Here is a 16,857-nt window from a genome sequence, read left to right as displayed (position 1 = left end):
GATCCATTCACATACTCAAGATTAATTGACGACCGGGAACATCGCGAGAAGCGTGGCATGTGTTTCTTCAATATCTTCAAAACACAGGGTCATCGGTCGCAGTGAAACAGGAGTACGGCTTTCCCGTCCTGCCAGTCGAACTCCTGCTTAACGAGCGTTCCGAAGGTCTTCATCATCGTTTCGATCCTGCCGCGTTGTCCAGGAAATTCATCCACCATGATGTACCGCACCCGCTTGCTCGTGAGTAGTGAACGCAGGTTCTCCTCAATCCATTCATCTGGCATATAGTGGAGCCAGCCCATCGCGATCAGCAGGTCTATGGACTCGAACTCGAGGTGAACCAGGGAGTCGAAACTGCCCACTCTGTAAGAAGTATCCGGACGACGCAGTCTTCTTAGGAGCCTTGCGCACGAAATCGTCGCCGAATCAACGTCATACCCGAACTTTCGATAGGCCTTCACTCTGCTTACGATGTCACCCAGACCGCAGCCGACCTCGACGACCACCCGGGCTGATCCTGACACCTCCCGGGAGAGAGCTACCGCGATCTTCTTGTAATTCGTCGTATGAAATCCTCTGAGATGCCACTTGTCCGCGCCGTATGCTGATAGCAGAGGAGACAAGAAAGCCTTACGAGAAAGCGCGAGCATCGCGTTTCCAACTCCGTGCTTTCTTGCCATTTCAAGCTGATGCTCAAAGCGTTGCTTGATCACTTGGAAATCACTCCCATCGTTTTCCGTACCATCAGGAATTCTCGCAAATCCCGCATTTTCCCAACGAAGCAGTCAATACCGGGCAGGCGCTGTGCCCGGTATTGAGCGGCACCACCCATCTGCTCTCACAGCCTTCGATCTGCCGGCAACCTCATCATCCGCGCGCCGAGGGTTCTCGGACCGGGGGTGGCCGGCATCCCCGCGACCTTGTCCTGCACGACCTCGGCGACACACCCGACCCTCGTCGCTACGCATGACACCCCAGCGAGTCCTGCCTCGATCAACGCTGCGGGCGTCCCCTCCCTAGGAGAGCTCGATCGCCTGCGTTCGCCCGGGCGATGGCCGCCATGGCTTTGATCTTCGGATCAGCACCGTGCACGACACACCTCCGAGTAGCGCACAGCGCTGGACGACAACACACTCAGTAGGATTCAGTGACTTTAAGTATTTCATCGGAAGGACTCTCATGCACCGAAAAGGCCCCATCGCTGGTTCGGCGTGCCGCGCCGCGCATACGTCCGATGCCGCCGTGATCGAGGTTGGATGCCTCCGTCAGTAGTAGCAACCCCTCTCCGCAAGACCGTGCAGACGATGGCGAGCAACACGCTCCGGCTCGTGCTGGCGACAGGGACGGGCATCCTCATTGCACGGACCTTGCAGCCGGAGAGTCGGGGTATCTACGCCGTCATCACCACTGCGGCTTTGATCGCGATGACCATAGGACAGCTCTCCCTTGACCGGTCACAGATCGCCCTGTGGCCAGATGCTTCCCGGCGCCACTTCCTGATGGGTAACGGACTGCTTCTCGGTCTGATTCTGGGGGTCGTATCCGCCTCGGTCACCTTCATTGCCACAGCGCTGTTCGTCCCCCTGCCAGCGCCCTACCTGCTAGTCATTGCCATGCTTCCGGTGCCTTTCGGCATCGCATGGACCAATCTCCAAGGGATCTTGCTCCTTCAGTCCCGCACACGTCTGGTCAACGGAGCCGGGGTCTTGACGGGGCTGGTCCAGTTCCTGCCGATACTGGTTTTCACCGTCACCGACTCTCTCACCGTCACCGTTGTGATCGTCTGCTGGGCGATCTCCACGGTCGCTCCCTTCCTGCTCTTTCTCTACGTACTCCGCCACTCAGCCTTGTGTGGAGACGCTGCGCTCGCCCGGCGGCAACTCGCTCTATCAGGCCGTTATCACATAGGCCGGGTTGCTTTATATCTGCACATGACCGCAGACGTCCTGCTGTTAAACGCTCTTGCCTCGCCATCCGAGGTCGGCCTGTACACCGTGGCGGTGTCGATCCTGTCTCTCACGCAGGTGCCGACCGAGGCGGTTAGACAGGTCTGTCTTCCGGGTCAGACCGTAGAGAATGACCGCGACGCCGGTAACACCACCGTTCGCGCCCTCCGGTTCAACCTGATGTTCTCGGCGATCGTAATCATTGCGTTGATAGTCACCTCTCCTGTATTGGTCCCGCTGGTCTATGGTTCCGTCTACGCCGGTAGTGTGGCGCCGCTGCTCGCTCTCGCGATCGGCTCGCTCGCCCTAGCACCGCTCCGTGTGGTGGAGCAGTACCTGATCCGCCTGGCACGCCCTATGACCATGACGACCATCGCAATTGCCGCCCTCATCGTGAACCTCGCATTGAACGCGGTACTGATTCCCCACTGGGGAGCTGTCGGAGCGGGTCTGGCCTCATCGGCTTCCTATACAGCGATGGTCGCGGTCGAAATCACCTGGTTCATCCGCGTCTCCAAAATCCGTGCACGGGAGATGCTCCCCCAGATATCCGATCTACGTTCCGTCCTCTCGGGAATTACCCGAATGCGCAGGGTTGCAGCCGGGGCATCGGCAAAGTTGCATGATCATGGCGAGGGCGGGCGCCTGAGCGTATGAGGACGACCCATCATCAAGAGAAATGGGAGTTCCTGAGCTTCCGTTCCCCCAGCAAGAGGCCATCGTTGTTGGTCTCCCACCTTGATCCGCCGGTCGTGTCATGCCCGGCGGGGAGGAGATCCCCGGGGCGTTGGAGATGCCGGCCCAGGTAGACGACCCACGGGCGGTGCGGGGTGTAAGGCATGGCCCAAACGGGCTGTTGGTGATCGCGGTGATCTGCGTTCCGGTCGGGGCCGGCAACTTCCGGGAGGCCGGCGATCATACCGCCGACCTGCCACAAGCCGTTCTCGATCAGGTGGGCGCCCGGACCGGCGAACCGTTACGACTTTGCCGATGCCCTGGGATGTGGACGGAGCGACCGAACGAGAAAAATGAAAGGAGAACGATGGACATCACTCAGCACACGACGACGCTGTAGGTCCCTCGCCCTCGGGCTGAACGGCCCGTGCGGTGAGCACGCCCGTCACTGCACCCCTACCGTTACCAAATGGCTTCCAATGGCCTGGGCCACCATGTCGAGAGGAATGAACTCAGGTCTGCGGGATGGAGCATCGGACCTCGTCTTGGCTCCGCGTGCCAGGTGTGGCATGCGTTCGATGCCAGAGCTCGAACTGCAGCAGAGCCCACAGCCGGACGCTATGGTCGACGCCGTCGATGTGCTGCCGGAGCAGTTCCTGGATCGCCGCCGGCCGGAACAGGCCCCTGTTGCGAGCGGTGTCGTCGATGAGCAGGTCGTAGGCCAGCTCCCGCAGTTCACCGCGGAGCCAGGTGGCAAGCGGCACACCGAACCCCTGCTTGGGATAGCGCAGCAGCTGTTGCGGCAACCAGGGCGCCACTGCTCGTTTGAGCAATAGTTTGGTCCGGCCGTGGCGGACATGGAGTGCGCTGGGAAGGGCCGCCGCCCACTCCATTATGTGGTGGTCCAGGAACGGCGAGCGGGCCTCCAGAGAGTTGGCCATCGTCGTGATGTCGATCTTGACCAGCAGGTCACCCGGAAGGTATGTGAGCGTGTCGACGTCCAGAACTCGGCCGACATCGGTTTCCGCCGACGAACCTCGGAAGACCTCCTCAAGCAGGCGGTAGCTGTCCACCTCCGCCAGCAGGTCCCGGAGTGGGTCGCTGTAAATCTCAGATTTCTGTTCCGGCGTGAAGTAGGAGATCAGACGGGCATAGCGTTGTGATGGATGCGCCGCGGCGAACCCCATCATCCGGCCTAGCTTCTGGGACAAGGATCCGGAGGCGCTCCGCTCGCTTATGAGGGTGCCGGTGTGCGCGAGCATTGCCGCGAAGGGTTGGGGTATGACCGGAATCCTGCGGGTTTGGTCCATCAGCGCATAGCGCTGGTAGCCACCGAAACACTCATCTCCGCCGTCTCCGTTGAGCGCGACGGTGACATGCTGTCGGCTCAGCTGAGCCAGGTAGAAACTTGGAATCGCCGAGGAGTCGGCGAACGGCTCGTCGAAGTGCCACGCGAGGCGCGGCAGGATGTCGAGAAGGTTCGATGTCACGACGAGCTCATGATGATCGGTGGAATACCGGTCGGCAACCATCCGCGCTTTGTGTCGTTCGTCGTACCGGCTGTCCTCGAAGCCGATGCTGAACGTCTTGACCGGCTCGCTGCTCTGCATCGCCATGGCGGCGACAACGGCGGAGGAGTCCACGCCGCCGGACAAGAATGCTCCGAGCGGGCGCTCGCTCATCATGCGGATCCGCGTTGCCTCCAGGAGGAGCTCACGCAGCCGCTCTTCCTCCGCCCGTTGGTCTACCACGGCCCGGGGGATGCGGTTCAGTCGCCAGTAGCGGTTGACCGTGATCCTGCCGTGTTCCCAGATGAGCACGTGACCGGGAGGGAGTTTGTGTACGCCCTGGTAGATGGACCGCGGTGCGGGGACGTACAGGTATGTCAAGTAGTGGTGCAGGGCGACAGGGTCGATCTCGCGGTCCATGCCGGGGTCCTGCGCAAGGGACTTCAATTCGGATGCGAACTGGATCGAGGAGTGATCAGATCGCCAGTAGAGCGGTTTCTTGCCCACTCTGTCCCTGGCCAGAACCAGACGCTGGCGATCCTGGTCCCAGATGGCAAAGGCGAACATCCCCCGGAGTTGATGAACTAGATCTACGCCGAACTCCTCGTAGAGATGCACGATGCACTCGGAGTCTCCCGCGGTACGCAAACGGTGCCCTTTGGCGATCAGGATGTCGCGGAGCTCGGGGAAGTTGTAGATCTCGCCGTTGAACACGGCCACGATCCGGTCGTCTTCGCTGTAGACGGGTTGGTCGCCGGTCGCCACATCGATGATCGCCAGTCGGCGCATGCCGAGTGCCGCGTGTTCGTCACTGTGGAAGCCCGCACCGTCGGGTCCTCGGTGCACCAGCACGTCGCACATGCGACGGACGAGTCCGGGGTCCGGATGCGACATCGAAGCCATTCCGGCTATCCCGCACATCGGGCCTCCAGAAGTCGGTGATACAGGTTGATGTGCTGCTCGGCCATGACGGCCACGTCGAGGTTCTTACGTGCCCAGGCACGTGCTGCGGCTCCCAGCGCAGTGGCGAGCTCTGGATCGTCGAGGAGACGGACTATCCCCTCGGCCAGAGCCGAAGGGCTGGAGGCGGGGATGAGGATGCCACGGTCCTCGAGAAGTTCGGGCATACCGCCTACCGAGGTGGCGACGATCGGTCGGCCCGCGGCCATCGCCTCCATGACCGCGTTGCTCAACCCCTCGGACAGTGAGGGAAGGACCACGATGTCGGCGCGGGCCAGGAAGCCGGCCGTGTCCGTACGGAATCCGAGAAAGCGGACGTCGACGCCGAGCGCGGTCGCCTGCGTCTGGAGGTGACTACGTTCAGGGCCTTCGCCGATAAGTACCACCGTGCATGCGCGTCCCTGCCGGGAGAGCATCGCAGCGGCCTCGATCAGGAAACGGTGTCCCTTGACCCTCAGGAGATTGGCCACGCAAAGAACCACCGGGAGAGAGGTGTCGATATTCTCCGGCTTGGCCGGATCGAATGCCGGCTCCGGGAGGCCGTTGTAGATCACACTCAGTTTGTGCGCCGGCATACGCTCGACTGCGCGGGCGTCCTCCGCAACGGCGACGGCGTTCGCGATCACATGGTCGGTGATGCGGGTCGCGGCCCTCTCCAAAGCCAGTACCCACCTGCGGTTCTTCTTGAAGAAGCTCTGACTGCGTCGGCCGGCGACCACGATCGGAACCCGTGCCAACCGGGCGGCGGGCGGGCCGACGACGTAACCGAAGTAGAGAAACGCATGCAGCACCTGAGGCTTCAGACGTCGCAACAGGCGTAGCAGGGAGACGCAGGCGTACAGGTTGCGAGCTAGAGCCAATGGTCCCAACGAGATGGGGACGAAGCCGAGGTGGCATACCTCGATCCCCGCCGGGCGCAGAGTCTCCGTGTGCCGTCCGCCTCTCCTCAGGACGATCACCTTTGTGTCGATGTTCCTCGCGCGTAGCTCCCGGGCCAGCAAAGAGATCTGTACCTCGGTGCCTCCCAGCGGTGCCAACTGTGGGATGAGAAGCACGACGCGTCGAAGGCCGGATCTATCGCTGACCGCCACGACGTTACCCCTTCCAGAGGCTGTTCTTTAGCGCCAAAGTCTGATTGAAACGGTTTGCATCCGCGATCCTTGGCCGGAGCCGCCATCAGGGTGCCGTATGGAGCGAAGGCATGACGACTTGGCCGAGCCGATTTTTTGACGGATACGACCCTGAGGGGGATGGGGAGTCCGGCGTCGAGCCGAGCGGGAGCCGGCCGATTATTTGATACCGCGGATCACGTACAACCCGCGGTGACGCTCGATGGAAACCTCACGCAAGGCCAGTTCTCGCGTCCATCGCTCGAGGCGTCGCCGAGGCTGCGGCTTCTCGTGCCGTGGCGAGAGCCAGTCGAAGGTGTCCAGCACCGACCAGTTCCGGGCGATTTCCTTGTCCGTCAAACCCAAATAGCCGTGATTCGCCACCGGAACCAGACGCGCCAGACACTGTCCCACCCCTGGAACGGCGCCGAGCCTCATGGACAGGGGGAGCAGCCTCGGCACAGTCTTCTCCACGAGAGCGTAGAGCTTGGCGGGAGGCACGTGTTTGGCGATCGGGCGCAGCAACTGCCGAGGATGCGTGTAGGCGATGATCGCCGCGTACACGTCGATGCAGAACCGGCCTCCGGGCCGTAGGTAACGGAACAGGGTCTTGAATGTCTTTTCGACATCCGGCGTGTGCTGGATCACTCCGCAACAGAACAAGAAGTCGAACGACTCCTCTGGAAACGGCAATTCGTAGATACTGGCCTGAACAATCCTCAGATTGGGAAAGTGGCCGTTCGAGGCGGCGTTGGCGTGCACGGCGCTTGAGATGTCGACCGACGTCACCTCGGCGCTGGTTTCGCACAGTACTTCAGTGAACCGCCCCGCGCCGCTGCCGCATTCGAGCACGGTCTTTTCCTTCAGATCGGCGGCCGACCAGCCGCTCGCGTTCATCAATCGATTACGTGAGATCGGCAAGCCGGAATGCGAGTCGAGTTGAGTCAGTCGATGCCGGTTCCACTGATATCCGAACCCCTTCGCATAGTTGTCCCGGGGAACGAATCGTGGAATTCCATTGTCGATGGGATAAACGGTCGAGCATGCATCGCACCGAAGCTCGGTTGCGGTGCGGAGTGGACCACGACAGTGAGGGCAGCGCAGCGCGGACCACCAGGCGGTCTCGGCGTCCGTGCCACCGTCTACGCGTTTGGAGAGAGTCATTCGATTACCTATCCAGCGAGACAACAAGGACGGCCACGTTGGCTGGCCCCGGGCTACTGAGACATGTTACGGAACGTGACTGCACGGACACGAGCATACGGAAGGGTGTGTCCCGATGCGGATCGTTGAAAAAGACGCCGGGTTCCGTCTCTCGTAAAGGAAAATGTGAAGAAATTTTGGATGCAAGGGCTACGGAGGAGGCGTTGACGGTGCTCCTGAGCTCTTTAGGGGCCGGGTGCGGCATTCCCGAATTCCTTCGCGAGGCGGAGGTCGTCATCTCGCCAGGTGATTTCAGATGCTCTGGCCGACGTCCTGACGGATCGTCACCGCGCTCGTGATCTCTGGATGAAGGCGGAGAAGCGGACCCGCTCTCACCTAGCCTTGGGTACGGTGACCGATCGGTATGTTCAGATCTGTCGTGAACTTCTGGTGCATGAGGCGTGAGTAGGTGCTCAGGTACCGATTGACGAGCTTCTCGCTTGTGAGGTTGTCCACCGCCCACGCCCGTGCCGAAGCGCTCAGTTGTTTTGCGAGCACGTGGTCGGTGAGCAGTCGCTGGATCGCGTCAGCCAGAGCGGTGACGTCGGCTGGGGGCACGAGTAGCCCACGGTTCTCTCCGAGAAGCTCAGGTACACCACCAACGTTTGTCGACACCGTGGGGAGCCCGGCGGCCATCGCCTCCATGATGCAGTTCCCAAGGGCCTCTGCCAGCGTCGGATGGGCCATGATGTCGGCGCGGGCCAGCCATGCGCCCACGTCGGTTCGGAAACCAAGAAAACGAACGTCGATTCCGAGCCTCTCCGCTTGCTTCTCCAGATTGCCGCGTTCTGGTCCGTCTCCAATCAGAACAACGGTACATCTCAGTCCGCGGCGCTCGAGGAGCGCCGTGGCGTCGAGCAAGTAGCAGTGGCCCTTGAGAGAGTGAAGTCTACTCACACAGACCACGACGGGGGACTTCGTTTCCAGAGAGGCCGGGCTCTGTGGAAGAAACGCCACGGGCGGGAGGCCGTTGCGGATCACACTGATTTTGTGGCGGACATGGAAGCGGCTCGCGAGCTCGTCCGCGATGCTCTGGCTAACCGGAATGATGTGATCGGCCAAATGGTTGGCGGCCTTGTCTACGAGCGAAGTCAGACGGCCCCAACCGATGATCATAAGTGGTGTGTGACGTCCCGCCACCACCAGAGGGACGCCGGCTAACCTGCCTGCCGGCACACCAATGGCATAAGAGTGGAATAGGTGAGCATGAAGCACGTGAGGCCGGGCCTGGCGTAGGAGGCGTACGAGACGGCAGAACGCCGCGATACCGCAGAAGAGCGCTTGCCACCAGCCCACGGTGCTGATAGTCCGGAAGCGCAGATGTACGACGGGAACTCCAGCATCCTGGAGAACTGCTTCGAAGGGGCCGCCGTCGAAGAGCAGCAGCACGCGGCTGTCAACGCCACGGGCGCGTAGTTCCTTGGCGCGCAGTACAACCTGGCTTTCTGCGCCACCTATGCCCATAGTGCCGATCATGTAGAAGACACGCAGCTCGTGCGCACCCGTCAGACGGCGACTTCGCCCCTTAAGTTTGCTGATCATGGTTGTAGCATTACAGACCGTGACTGTATTTGTGGCGCAGGAGGTGGTGTGTCTTGGCGATGTAACTTACGGTTATTTTTGGGATGTATCCCATTTAACTGGTACGGCAATCGAGGCGATGCTGGCGGTGGAGGGCACGGCCAACTGCCACCCGGGCCGGGAACACCCTGATCGGCCACCGGCTCTTCCTGCCCGGAGCGTGGGCCGCCGATGAGGAGCGTCGTGAGCTGAGCGGGGTTCCCGAGGAGGTGATGTTCGCCACCAAGCCGCAGTTGGCATGCGAGATGCCCACCCATGCGCGCGAGCGTGGCGTCCTCCGCGCGTAGGTGGCCGCCGATGAGGTGTACGGCGGGCGCGCCTGCCGGATGACCATCCGCGAGGTGGGCTACAGCTATGTGATCGCCGTCAAGTCCGACCATCGGGTGCATGCCCCGGCGGGCACCGGGTAGGGCAGTCCGCGCTGCTGATCCGCCGGCACCGCTATACCGGCGCCCTGTCGTTCTATCGGTGCTGGTCAGCCGCCAGGGTGCCGTTGCACGTGCTGGTCGATGTGGTGGGCCGCAGGTGGCGGATCGAGGAGGACTTCCAGGCCGCCAAGGGCCTGACCGGGCTGGACCAGGGTCAGGTCACCACCTGGACGTCCTGGCGCCGTTGGTGCCTGATCAGCATGATCTCCTATGTGCTGCCGGCCGTCATCGCCGGCCTGGAACACCGCGACAGCGCCGAACACGCCCATGTCGAACTGGTCCCGGTGAGCTGCCGTGAGCTGCTGAAACTCCTGCGCATCCTCGTGCCGGCCCGGCCCAGGCAGAACATCGACCCTGATCACGCCCTGCACCGGTCGCACTGGCGGCGACGTCACCAACACCGGGCAGCAGCCTGCCACCGACGGTGGAACGAGGTCACAGCGGTATCCGTCAGATGACCGCCGACACCCGCCACATCAGATTAACGATCTACAGCTGCCGTAACCGGTCATCGCCGAATAATGATCAGTGCGGAGTGTGTCGATGCCGCCCCGGTTCTGGCCGGGGCATGCCGTCCGCGATTCCACGGCGGAGCAATGCTTGAAATCGGACACCCCGTCTGTCAGAAAGGACGGCGAGTCTTGCCGCCCTGCTGTACTGGTTGGACCATATGAACGGCTGGCAAAGACATTGAAAAACGTGGACGTCCAAATCCGGTCAGGACGCTCGTGTCGTGAGACTTGCATGCATGGCCAAGACTCCACACCTTCAAAGTCCCTTGCCGGATCTCCTTGAACCCACGGGAGAATCTCAGGCAAATGGGACTCCGCGTGAACAGAAATGGGCTGTTCGGTGGCGGAGATTCTGGTGCTTTCACGCGTTTAGATGGTTGCCGGCGGCGTTTGTAACCATCTTTGCGGTGGCGGTGCTGGGTTTCTTTGGTGTTTCCGCCCGGGATATGGTCTGCTTCGGCGCCTATGTCGCGCTGGGGCTCACGCTTCCGGGGTTGCTGCTGATCCGCGCTCTGTACGGCGGCAGGTGGACACTGGCGGAGGAGATCGCTCTCGGGCTGGTGCTCGGCTATGCGATCGAGGTGCTCACCTACATCGCCGCCCGCGCGGCTGGGGTACCGCTGCTCGTCACAGCTTGGCCGATCATCACCTACGTGGTCTTCACCGCCGTCCCCCGCCTGCGCCGGCACTGGAAAGGCGCCCCTCGTCCCACTGCGCCGATCTGGTGGTCCTGGTCCCTCGCCCTGGTCACGGCCTATCTGGTGGCCTGGAGCGCTACCAGGTTCTTCAAGCTGCATGCCCTGACGTGGCCGGCATTTGGAACCGTCAGTCTCGACATACCGTTCCACCTGGCGCTGATCGGCGAGTTGAAGCACCACATGCCGCCCACGGTGCCGATGATCGCTGGTGAGCCCCTCTTCTACCACTGGTTCGTCTACGCCCACTTCGCGGCGGCAAGCTGGATTACCGGCGTGGAGCCGCTGGTGCTGCTGTTCAGGCTGGTCATGCTGCCCATGATGGTCGCGTTCGCCGTTCTGATAGGAATGATCGGACGGCGTGTGGTGGGCTCATGGCCGGCTGCGCTGCTGGCCACCGCGGGCGCTCTCTTCCTGGAGGCTCCGAACCTGTACCTCGGCACAGAGGTTGGAGCGTTCACGTGGAGACCCACTCAGACGTGGCAGAGCCCCACCCAGACCTTCGGGGCTCTCCTCTTCACACCAGTGGTCCTCCTCCTGGTCGATCTTCTTGATCGTAGGCGGAGCGCCCCCGGTAAGTGGCTCCTACTGGCCGTCTTTCTCGTGGCGGTGACGGGGGCCAAAGCCACGTATCTGCCCCTGCTCGCCGTCGGCCTGATCGCGATCGCCCTGATGGAGGCGGCGAGACATCGACGGATGCCCTGGCCCGCACTTGTTTCGCTGGGGATCACCACGGTGTGCTTTGCCTATGCGCAGTTCATACTGTTCGGCCAAGCGCGTCTGGGGATGACCGTCGAACCGCTCGCCATGATGCGTAACGTATGGGGAGAACTGACCGGTCAGGGCGAACACATCGAGCCACCACTCGCTTCGGCTCTCGGTATCACGCTGCTGTACCTGCTGAGTTGGGTCATAGGATGGTGTGGGATCTGTGGGCTGCTGAGCCGGCCGCGATTGCTCATGCGACCCGCGGTGGTTCTGATGCTCAGTATCGGTGCCGCGGGGATCGGCGCTACGCTCCTGTTCGGGCACCCTCATCACGCTGAACGGTACTTCTCCGTAGCGGTCTATCCCTATCTGGGGATTGTCGCGGTCTACGGGATCTTCATCATCCTGCGGCGAGCCCGGATACCACTGCGTGCGACAGCGTGCGCGGCCGGCGCGGCGATCGTGGTGACCTGTCTGATCCGTATGTTCCTTGGCGTCCAGGTCCCCTTGACTCCGGGCCAGGACGAGATCCTCCTGTATCGGCCGTACATCGTCCTGGCGGTCCTCGCCCTGCTCGCGACCAGTGTGCTCTTTGTCGTCAACAGGCAGCGTCTTGTCGTCGCCGGGGCTCTCACGATCTCAATGATCGCAGCCGCCGGTCTGCCCGCCGCCTGCGCCCTGCGCGTTCTTTCGATGGCTGTCCACACCCCGGCAGGCGGCAGCACTGACACAGACCCGGCCGTGGAGGCGTCGATGGTCCCTCGAAACGCCTTGACCGCCGGACGGTGGCTGCGTGCCCACTCCGACCCGGACGATCTGGTCGCCACGAACACACATTGCCGCTGGGGATACGAAAACCCCTGCGACAGCCGTGAATTCTGGGGAGCCGCTCTGACCGAACGACGCATGCTGGTGGAGGGTTGGGCGTTCACTCCGACGAATTACCAGCATTGGCGCAGGGGCCTTACAGCAGAGTATCTGCCGTTCTGGGACCAGGAGCGGATCCAACTCAATGATGCGGCCTTCCGATCGCCCTCGACTGCTTCGATCCAACGACTGCGAGTGCGCTACGGCGTGCGCTGGCTGTTCGTTGACGAGCGGTACATGAGCCCGGGCAACAGGATCGGCGATGCCGCAAACCTTCGATTCCGTTCCGGCGACTATGCCGTTTACCAGGTGCCAGGCGGTACGACATGATTCCTTTCAATCGGACACATATTTCGGAGAACGAACTCGACTACCTGACGGAGGCCGTGCGCCGGGGATTCACCTGTGGGGACGGGCCGTTCACCCGGAGGGCTGGCGGGCTTCTGCGCGAGATGACCGGCGTCGACTATGTCCTGCTGACCACTTCCTGCACGCATGCACTGGAGATGTCGGCGATTCTGCTCGACCTCAAGCCCGGAGATGAGGTGATCATGCCCTCGTTCGCCTTCATGTCGACGGCCAACGCCTTTGCCCTGCGGGGGGTGGTCCCTGTATTCGTCGACTGCCGCCCGGACACCCTGAATCTGGATGAGCGACTTCTGGAAGCCGCCATCACCGATCGCACGCGGGCTGTCGTGGTCGTCCACTACGCAGGTGTCGCCTGCGAGATGGAGGCCATTGGCAAGCTGTGCGAGCGGTACGAGCTCGCCCTCGTTGAGGACAACGCCCACGGCCTCGGCGGCTTCTATCGGGGTCGGCCACTCGGGTCGTTCGGTTGCCTGGCGACGCAGAGCTTCCACGCGACGAAGAATGTGCAGTGCGGAGAGGGCGGCGCGTTGCTCCTGAACGACGCCGGCCTGGTGGCGCGCGCCGAGGTCATCCGTGAGAAGGGCACTGATCGCGGCCAGTTCTTCCGTGGCATGGTGGACAAGTACAGATGGGTTGACATCGGATCAAGCTACCTTCCGTCCGATGTTCTCGCCGCCCAGCTAACCGCCCAACTGGAGTCGTTCGGCACGATCCAGATCCGGCGTCATGCCGTATGGCGCAGATATCACGATGAACTGGCGGGCTGGGGTACGGTGAACGGGGTGGTCCAGCCGACGATCCCGGATGGCTGCGCCCATCCGGCGCATCTGTACTACCTTCTGCTTCCGGATCTGGCGAACCGGCAGGCATTGATCGCCCACCTTTCGAAGATGGATGTGCAAGCGGCGTTCCACTACCAACCGCTGCACGTCGCGCCCGCGGGGGTGCGATACGGTCGGGCGGCCCCAGGAGGGTGTCCGGTTACCGAGGAGGTCGCCGACCGCCTTGTACGGCTGCCGCTGTTCGCTGATCTGGCCGAGGCCGATGTCGACCGAGTAGTCAACGCCGTCCAGACCTACGAGGTGGGCTGATGGTGTGTGACATGATCCAGCCGCGGGTCGTAAACGCCCGGGAATCGCCGCTGGAGCCAGCCCTGTCCTGGGTGCTCGGCCGAACGCCTCGCCGTTCCCGTGCTGAGGCCGAGTCTCCATTTTCCGCGGCTTGAAAGGCCGTTCACAGGCCGGCCACGGGCGTCATCGTCATCGATCCTCCGCTTCAGGCCGGCGGCCGTCTCCCCGTTACCGTCCGGACTTCCCTCGATGAGGAGGATCACCTCATGATGGGCGGACGTATCCGGTCACGGCCGGCATGGGCCGGGTCACGAGCACCGGAGGAGTCCGTTCGGGTGGCAACACGCAATGACCGCCGCCCCTGACGTTAGTCCCGATTAATTTTCGGCGGCCGACCATAATTCATTTTATCCGCTGTTCGATCACGATCCGAAGTGACTGCCATATGGTTGAAGTCGAAAGTCGAGCCGCCGGCGACAAGGATTCACGTTCCAGGTGGCGAGCTCTGCTCTCGATATTTGGGGACCGGCGCATCATATATCTACTGGCCGGCGTCATGACGGCTGCGGTCTATTACGCTCTCCTGGGCCTGGGATTGTTTGTCACCAAAGATCGGGTTCCTTATCTTTTTCTGCTCGCGGCCTGCCAGTTCGTCACCTCGGTAATCGTGTACCCCTGGTACAGGCTGGTGGTTTTCCGTGTTTCCGGGGAATCGTGGATTACGGGTTATCTGCGGTTCTATGCAGTCGGATTAAGCTTCTTGGCGGCGTCCGTTATCGGTGTTCCGATTCTGGTGGAATTTGCCGGTATTCCGATTATGGTGGCACAGGGTCTGATAATAGCCGCGAGTCCTCCGCTAAGCTATGTCACGCATCGAGCATGGACGTTTTCCGATCGCGGAAAAGTCTAGTCTTGTCAAGATACCACACGTTCTTTGACAAAAGTGCAGGATGGCGACGAGCTGCTGATTTGAGCTACGCGTAAATTGAGCCCATAGGCGGTCACTGTGGCCAAGCATTCTTGGTGGAAGGACTCAACAACCATGAAGGCACTCGTTCTAGCGGGCGGCAAGGGGACGAGGCTGCGCCCGCTGACCCATACCTCAGCGAAGCAACTGGTCCCCGTCGCCAACAAGCCGGTGCTCTACTACGGACTTGAAGCGATACGGGACTCGGGCATCAGCAGCGTCGGGATCATTGTCGGCGACACGGCTTGCGAGGTCAGGGAAGCGGTCGGGGATGGCTCGAAGTTCGGCCTCGACGTGACTTACATTCCCCAGGAGGCTCCTCTTGGGCTTGCGCATTGTGTCCTGATCGCCCGAGAGTTCCTCGCCGATGAGCCGTTCGTGATGTACTTGGGCGACAACTTTCTGGTGGGTGGCATCACCGATCTGGTGGATGCCTTCCGTGAGGCTGACAATGATGCCCAGATCCTGCTCACCAGAGTTGCCGAGCCACAATTCTACGGAGTCGCCGAACTCGGGCCGGACGGCGATATTATTGGTCTGGAGGAGAAGCCGGAATACCCGCGTAGCGATCTCGCGATCGTAGGGGTATACACATTCTCTCCGGCCATCCATGAGGCGGTCAGGGCGATCACACCTTCCGCCCGCGGCGAGTTGGAGATAACGGACGCCATCAAATGGCTAATCGACAACGGTGGTCGTGTCCGTTCGCACTTCGTTAGCGGCTACTGGAGAGATACCGGGCGTCTGCAGGACATGCTGGAGTGCAATCGCATCGTCCTGGAGGCAATCCAACCAGACGTCCGGGGAACCGTGGACGGGTTCTCGGAGATAACGGGGCGCGTTGTCATCGAACTCGGGGCGGTGGTAGAGAACTCGGTGATCCGAGGGCCTGCGATTGTCGGCGCCCACAGTAAGATCAACGGTTCGTACATCGGCCCCTATACCTCGATCGCCGAAGGCTGCGTGCTGGAGGACGCCGAGGTGCAATACAGCATAGTTCTGGGAGAATCCACCATCAGAGGCGTATCAGGGCTTACGTACTCCCTGATCGGCCGAAACGTTGAGGTCAGCCAGGCCAGCGGAGTGCCGAACACACATCAGCTCATGGTCGGCGACCACAGCAGGATTCAGGTGCGGGCATGAGAATCCTTGTTCCAGGTGGTGCTGGATTCATTGGTTCCCACTATGTGCGGTCACTGCTGTCCGGGAGATACCCCGGCTATGAGGACGTCCATGTGACGGTGCTGGACAAGCTCACGTATGCGGGCAACCTGGTGAATCTGCTCCCAGTGGCCGGACATTCGTGCTTCACATTCGTCAGAGGGGACATCACCGACGTCCGGTTACTGGCCGACGTGGTGCCGGGACACGACGTGATCGTGAATTTCGCCGCCGAGACACATGTCGACCGATCGATAGACGGCCCTGGGGAGTTCGTTGTCACCAACGTTTACGGCACGCAACGCCTCTTGCAGACGGCGCTCAATGCCGGCGTGCGTACAGTCGTTCAGGTCTCCACGGACGAGGTATACGGATCCATCGCCGTAGGATCCTGGACAGAGTCGGAGCCCTTGCTGCCCAACTCGCCCTACTCGGCTGCGAAGGCGGGAGCCGATCTTCTCTGCCGCGCCTATCACCGAACCCATGGGCTCGATGTACGGGTGACCCGCTGTTCCAACAACTACGGCCATTATCAGTACCCGGAGAAGGTTATCCCGCTCTTCATAACGAACCTCATCGACGGACGTCACGTGCCCTTGTACGGCGACGGCCATCATGTCCGCGAATGGCTGCACGTCGATGATCACTGCCGAGGCATTCAGCTCGTGTTGGACAAGGGCTCTGGCGGTGAGATCTATAACATCGGCGGTGGGGTCGAACTGACCAACCGGGAACTCACGGAACGACTGCTCGCAGCCTTCGGCATGGGCTGGGAGATGGTCACACAGGCGCCGGACAGGCTCGGACACGACCGGCGTTACTCCGTGGACAGCAGCAAGATCGCGGCGATCGGCTACGAATCCCGTATTGACTTCGATGAGGGACTTGTCCAAGTCGTGCGATGGTACCGCGATCACCAGGACTGGTGGCGTCCACTAAAAAAAACCGATCGATAAGCACTGAGACGTTGTCAGCAACGGTCGATGACCGTGTGTAGCCGATCACGGCGGGCGTGGGAGTGATCAAGTAGAGAAAAGCGTGAAGCCCCTGGTAGGGGTGGGTCTTGTCGAAGGATCCACCGCACCGCACACAAGGGCT

The 16,857-nt window shown here is 61.7% G+C and carries 14 protein-coding genes and 2 pseudogenes; 9 read left to right on the top strand and 7 right to left on the bottom strand.

The features are described from left to right. Positions 1-89 precede the first annotated feature (89 nt). Together FHR32_RS00420 and FHR32_RS47090 are read right to left on the bottom strand one after the other, a co-directional pair. Entirely contained in the window at positions 90-713 is a 624-nt protein-coding gene (locus FHR32_RS00420; RefSeq protein WP_184751918.1) for a methyltransferase domain-containing protein, read from the bottom strand. 125 nt (positions 714-838) lie between these two features. Beyond that, a pseudogene (locus FHR32_RS47090) lies at positions 839-1,012 on the bottom strand (glycosyltransferase); the annotation flags it as partial. A 244-nt stretch (positions 1,013-1,256) separates the two neighbouring features. Between FHR32_RS47090 and FHR32_RS00415 the strand changes: the two are divergent. Then, the gene (locus FHR32_RS00415; protein WP_281390803.1) at positions 1,257-2,603 is read left to right on the top strand and encodes a lipopolysaccharide biosynthesis protein; all 1,347 of its coding nucleotides are present in this window, start codon (positions 1,257-1,259) and stop codon (positions 2,601-2,603) included. Between the two features lie 530 nt (positions 2,604-3,133). Here the strand turns inward: FHR32_RS00415 and asnB are convergent. The 5 genes and pseudogenes from asnB to FHR32_RS00395 form a co-directional block, all read right to left on the bottom strand. After that, on the bottom strand, positions 3,134-4,990 hold the full coding sequence (gene asnB, locus FHR32_RS00410) for an asparagine synthase (glutamine-hydrolyzing) (RefSeq protein WP_246466322.1): 1,857 nt from the start codon (positions 4,988-4,990) through the stop codon (positions 3,134-3,136). Between the two features lie 47 nt (positions 4,991-5,037). Continuing rightward, positions 5,038-6,180, bottom strand: a complete 1,143-nt coding sequence (locus tag FHR32_RS00405) for a glycosyltransferase (protein WP_184751912.1) — start codon at positions 6,178-6,180, stop codon at positions 5,038-5,040. Between the two features lie 198 nt (positions 6,181-6,378). After that, on the bottom strand, positions 6,379-7,095 hold the full coding sequence (locus FHR32_RS00400; protein WP_184751910.1) for a class I SAM-dependent methyltransferase: 717 nt from the start codon (positions 7,093-7,095) through the stop codon (positions 6,379-6,381). Between the two features lie 129 nt (positions 7,096-7,224). After that, positions 7,225-7,362, bottom strand: a pseudogene (locus FHR32_RS47085) (Trm112 family protein); the annotation flags it as partial. 375 nt (positions 7,363-7,737) lie between these two features. Continuing rightward, positions 7,738-8,943: a glycosyltransferase gene (locus tag FHR32_RS00395; RefSeq protein WP_184751908.1), complete on the bottom strand. Its 1,206-nt coding sequence runs from the start codon at positions 8,941-8,943 to the stop codon at positions 7,738-7,740. A 98-nt stretch (positions 8,944-9,041) separates the two neighbouring features. Between FHR32_RS00395 and FHR32_RS45680 the strand changes: the two genes are divergently transcribed. The 8 genes from FHR32_RS45680 to rfbB all read left to right on the top strand — a co-directional run bounded on the left by FHR32_RS45680 (position 9,042) and on the right by rfbB (position 16,715). Beyond that, entirely contained in the window at positions 9,042-9,269 is a 228-nt protein-coding gene (locus tag FHR32_RS45680) for a transposase (RefSeq protein WP_184756281.1), read from the top strand. Beyond that, entirely contained in the window at positions 9,270-9,392 is a 123-nt protein-coding gene (locus FHR32_RS45675) for a hypothetical protein (RefSeq protein WP_281390802.1), read from the top strand. It begins immediately after the preceding gene. A gap of 89 nt (positions 9,393-9,481) precedes the next feature. Beyond that, positions 9,482-9,868, top strand: a complete 387-nt coding sequence (locus tag FHR32_RS00385) for a hypothetical protein (RefSeq protein WP_184751906.1) — start codon at positions 9,482-9,484, stop codon at positions 9,866-9,868. A 461-nt stretch (positions 9,869-10,329) separates the two neighbouring features. Continuing rightward, positions 10,330-12,522, top strand: coding sequence for a hypothetical protein (locus FHR32_RS00380; RefSeq protein WP_184751905.1), 2,193 nt, complete (start codon positions 10,330-10,332; stop codon positions 12,520-12,522). Continuing rightward, a complete protein-coding gene (gene rffA, locus FHR32_RS00375) occupies positions 12,519-13,652 on the top strand; it encodes a dTDP-4-amino-4,6-dideoxygalactose transaminase (RefSeq protein ID WP_184751903.1) in 1,134 nt (377 codons plus the stop codon). Before FHR32_RS00380 ends, rffA begins: the two co-directional genes overlap by 4 nt. A gap of 424 nt (positions 13,653-14,076) precedes the next feature. Next, on the top strand, positions 14,077-14,541 hold the full coding sequence (locus FHR32_RS00370; RefSeq protein WP_184751901.1) for a GtrA family protein: 465 nt from the start codon (positions 14,077-14,079) through the stop codon (positions 14,539-14,541). 132 nt (positions 14,542-14,673) lie between these two features. Further along, entirely contained in the window at positions 14,674-15,741 is a 1,068-nt protein-coding gene (locus FHR32_RS00365; RefSeq protein ID WP_184751898.1) for a glucose-1-phosphate thymidylyltransferase, read from the top strand. Next, entirely contained in the window at positions 15,738-16,715 is a 978-nt protein-coding gene (rfbB, locus tag FHR32_RS00360; RefSeq protein ID WP_184751896.1) for a dTDP-glucose 4,6-dehydratase, read from the top strand. Before FHR32_RS00365 ends, rfbB begins: the two co-directional genes overlap by 4 nt. Positions 16,716-16,857: the final 142 nt, after the last annotated feature.

The organism is Streptosporangium album (assembly GCF_014203795.1).
Lineage (GTDB): Bacteria > Actinomycetota > Actinomycetes > Streptosporangiales > Streptosporangiaceae > Streptosporangium > Streptosporangium album.
This window is presented reverse-complemented; position numbering and strand designations above follow the sequence as displayed.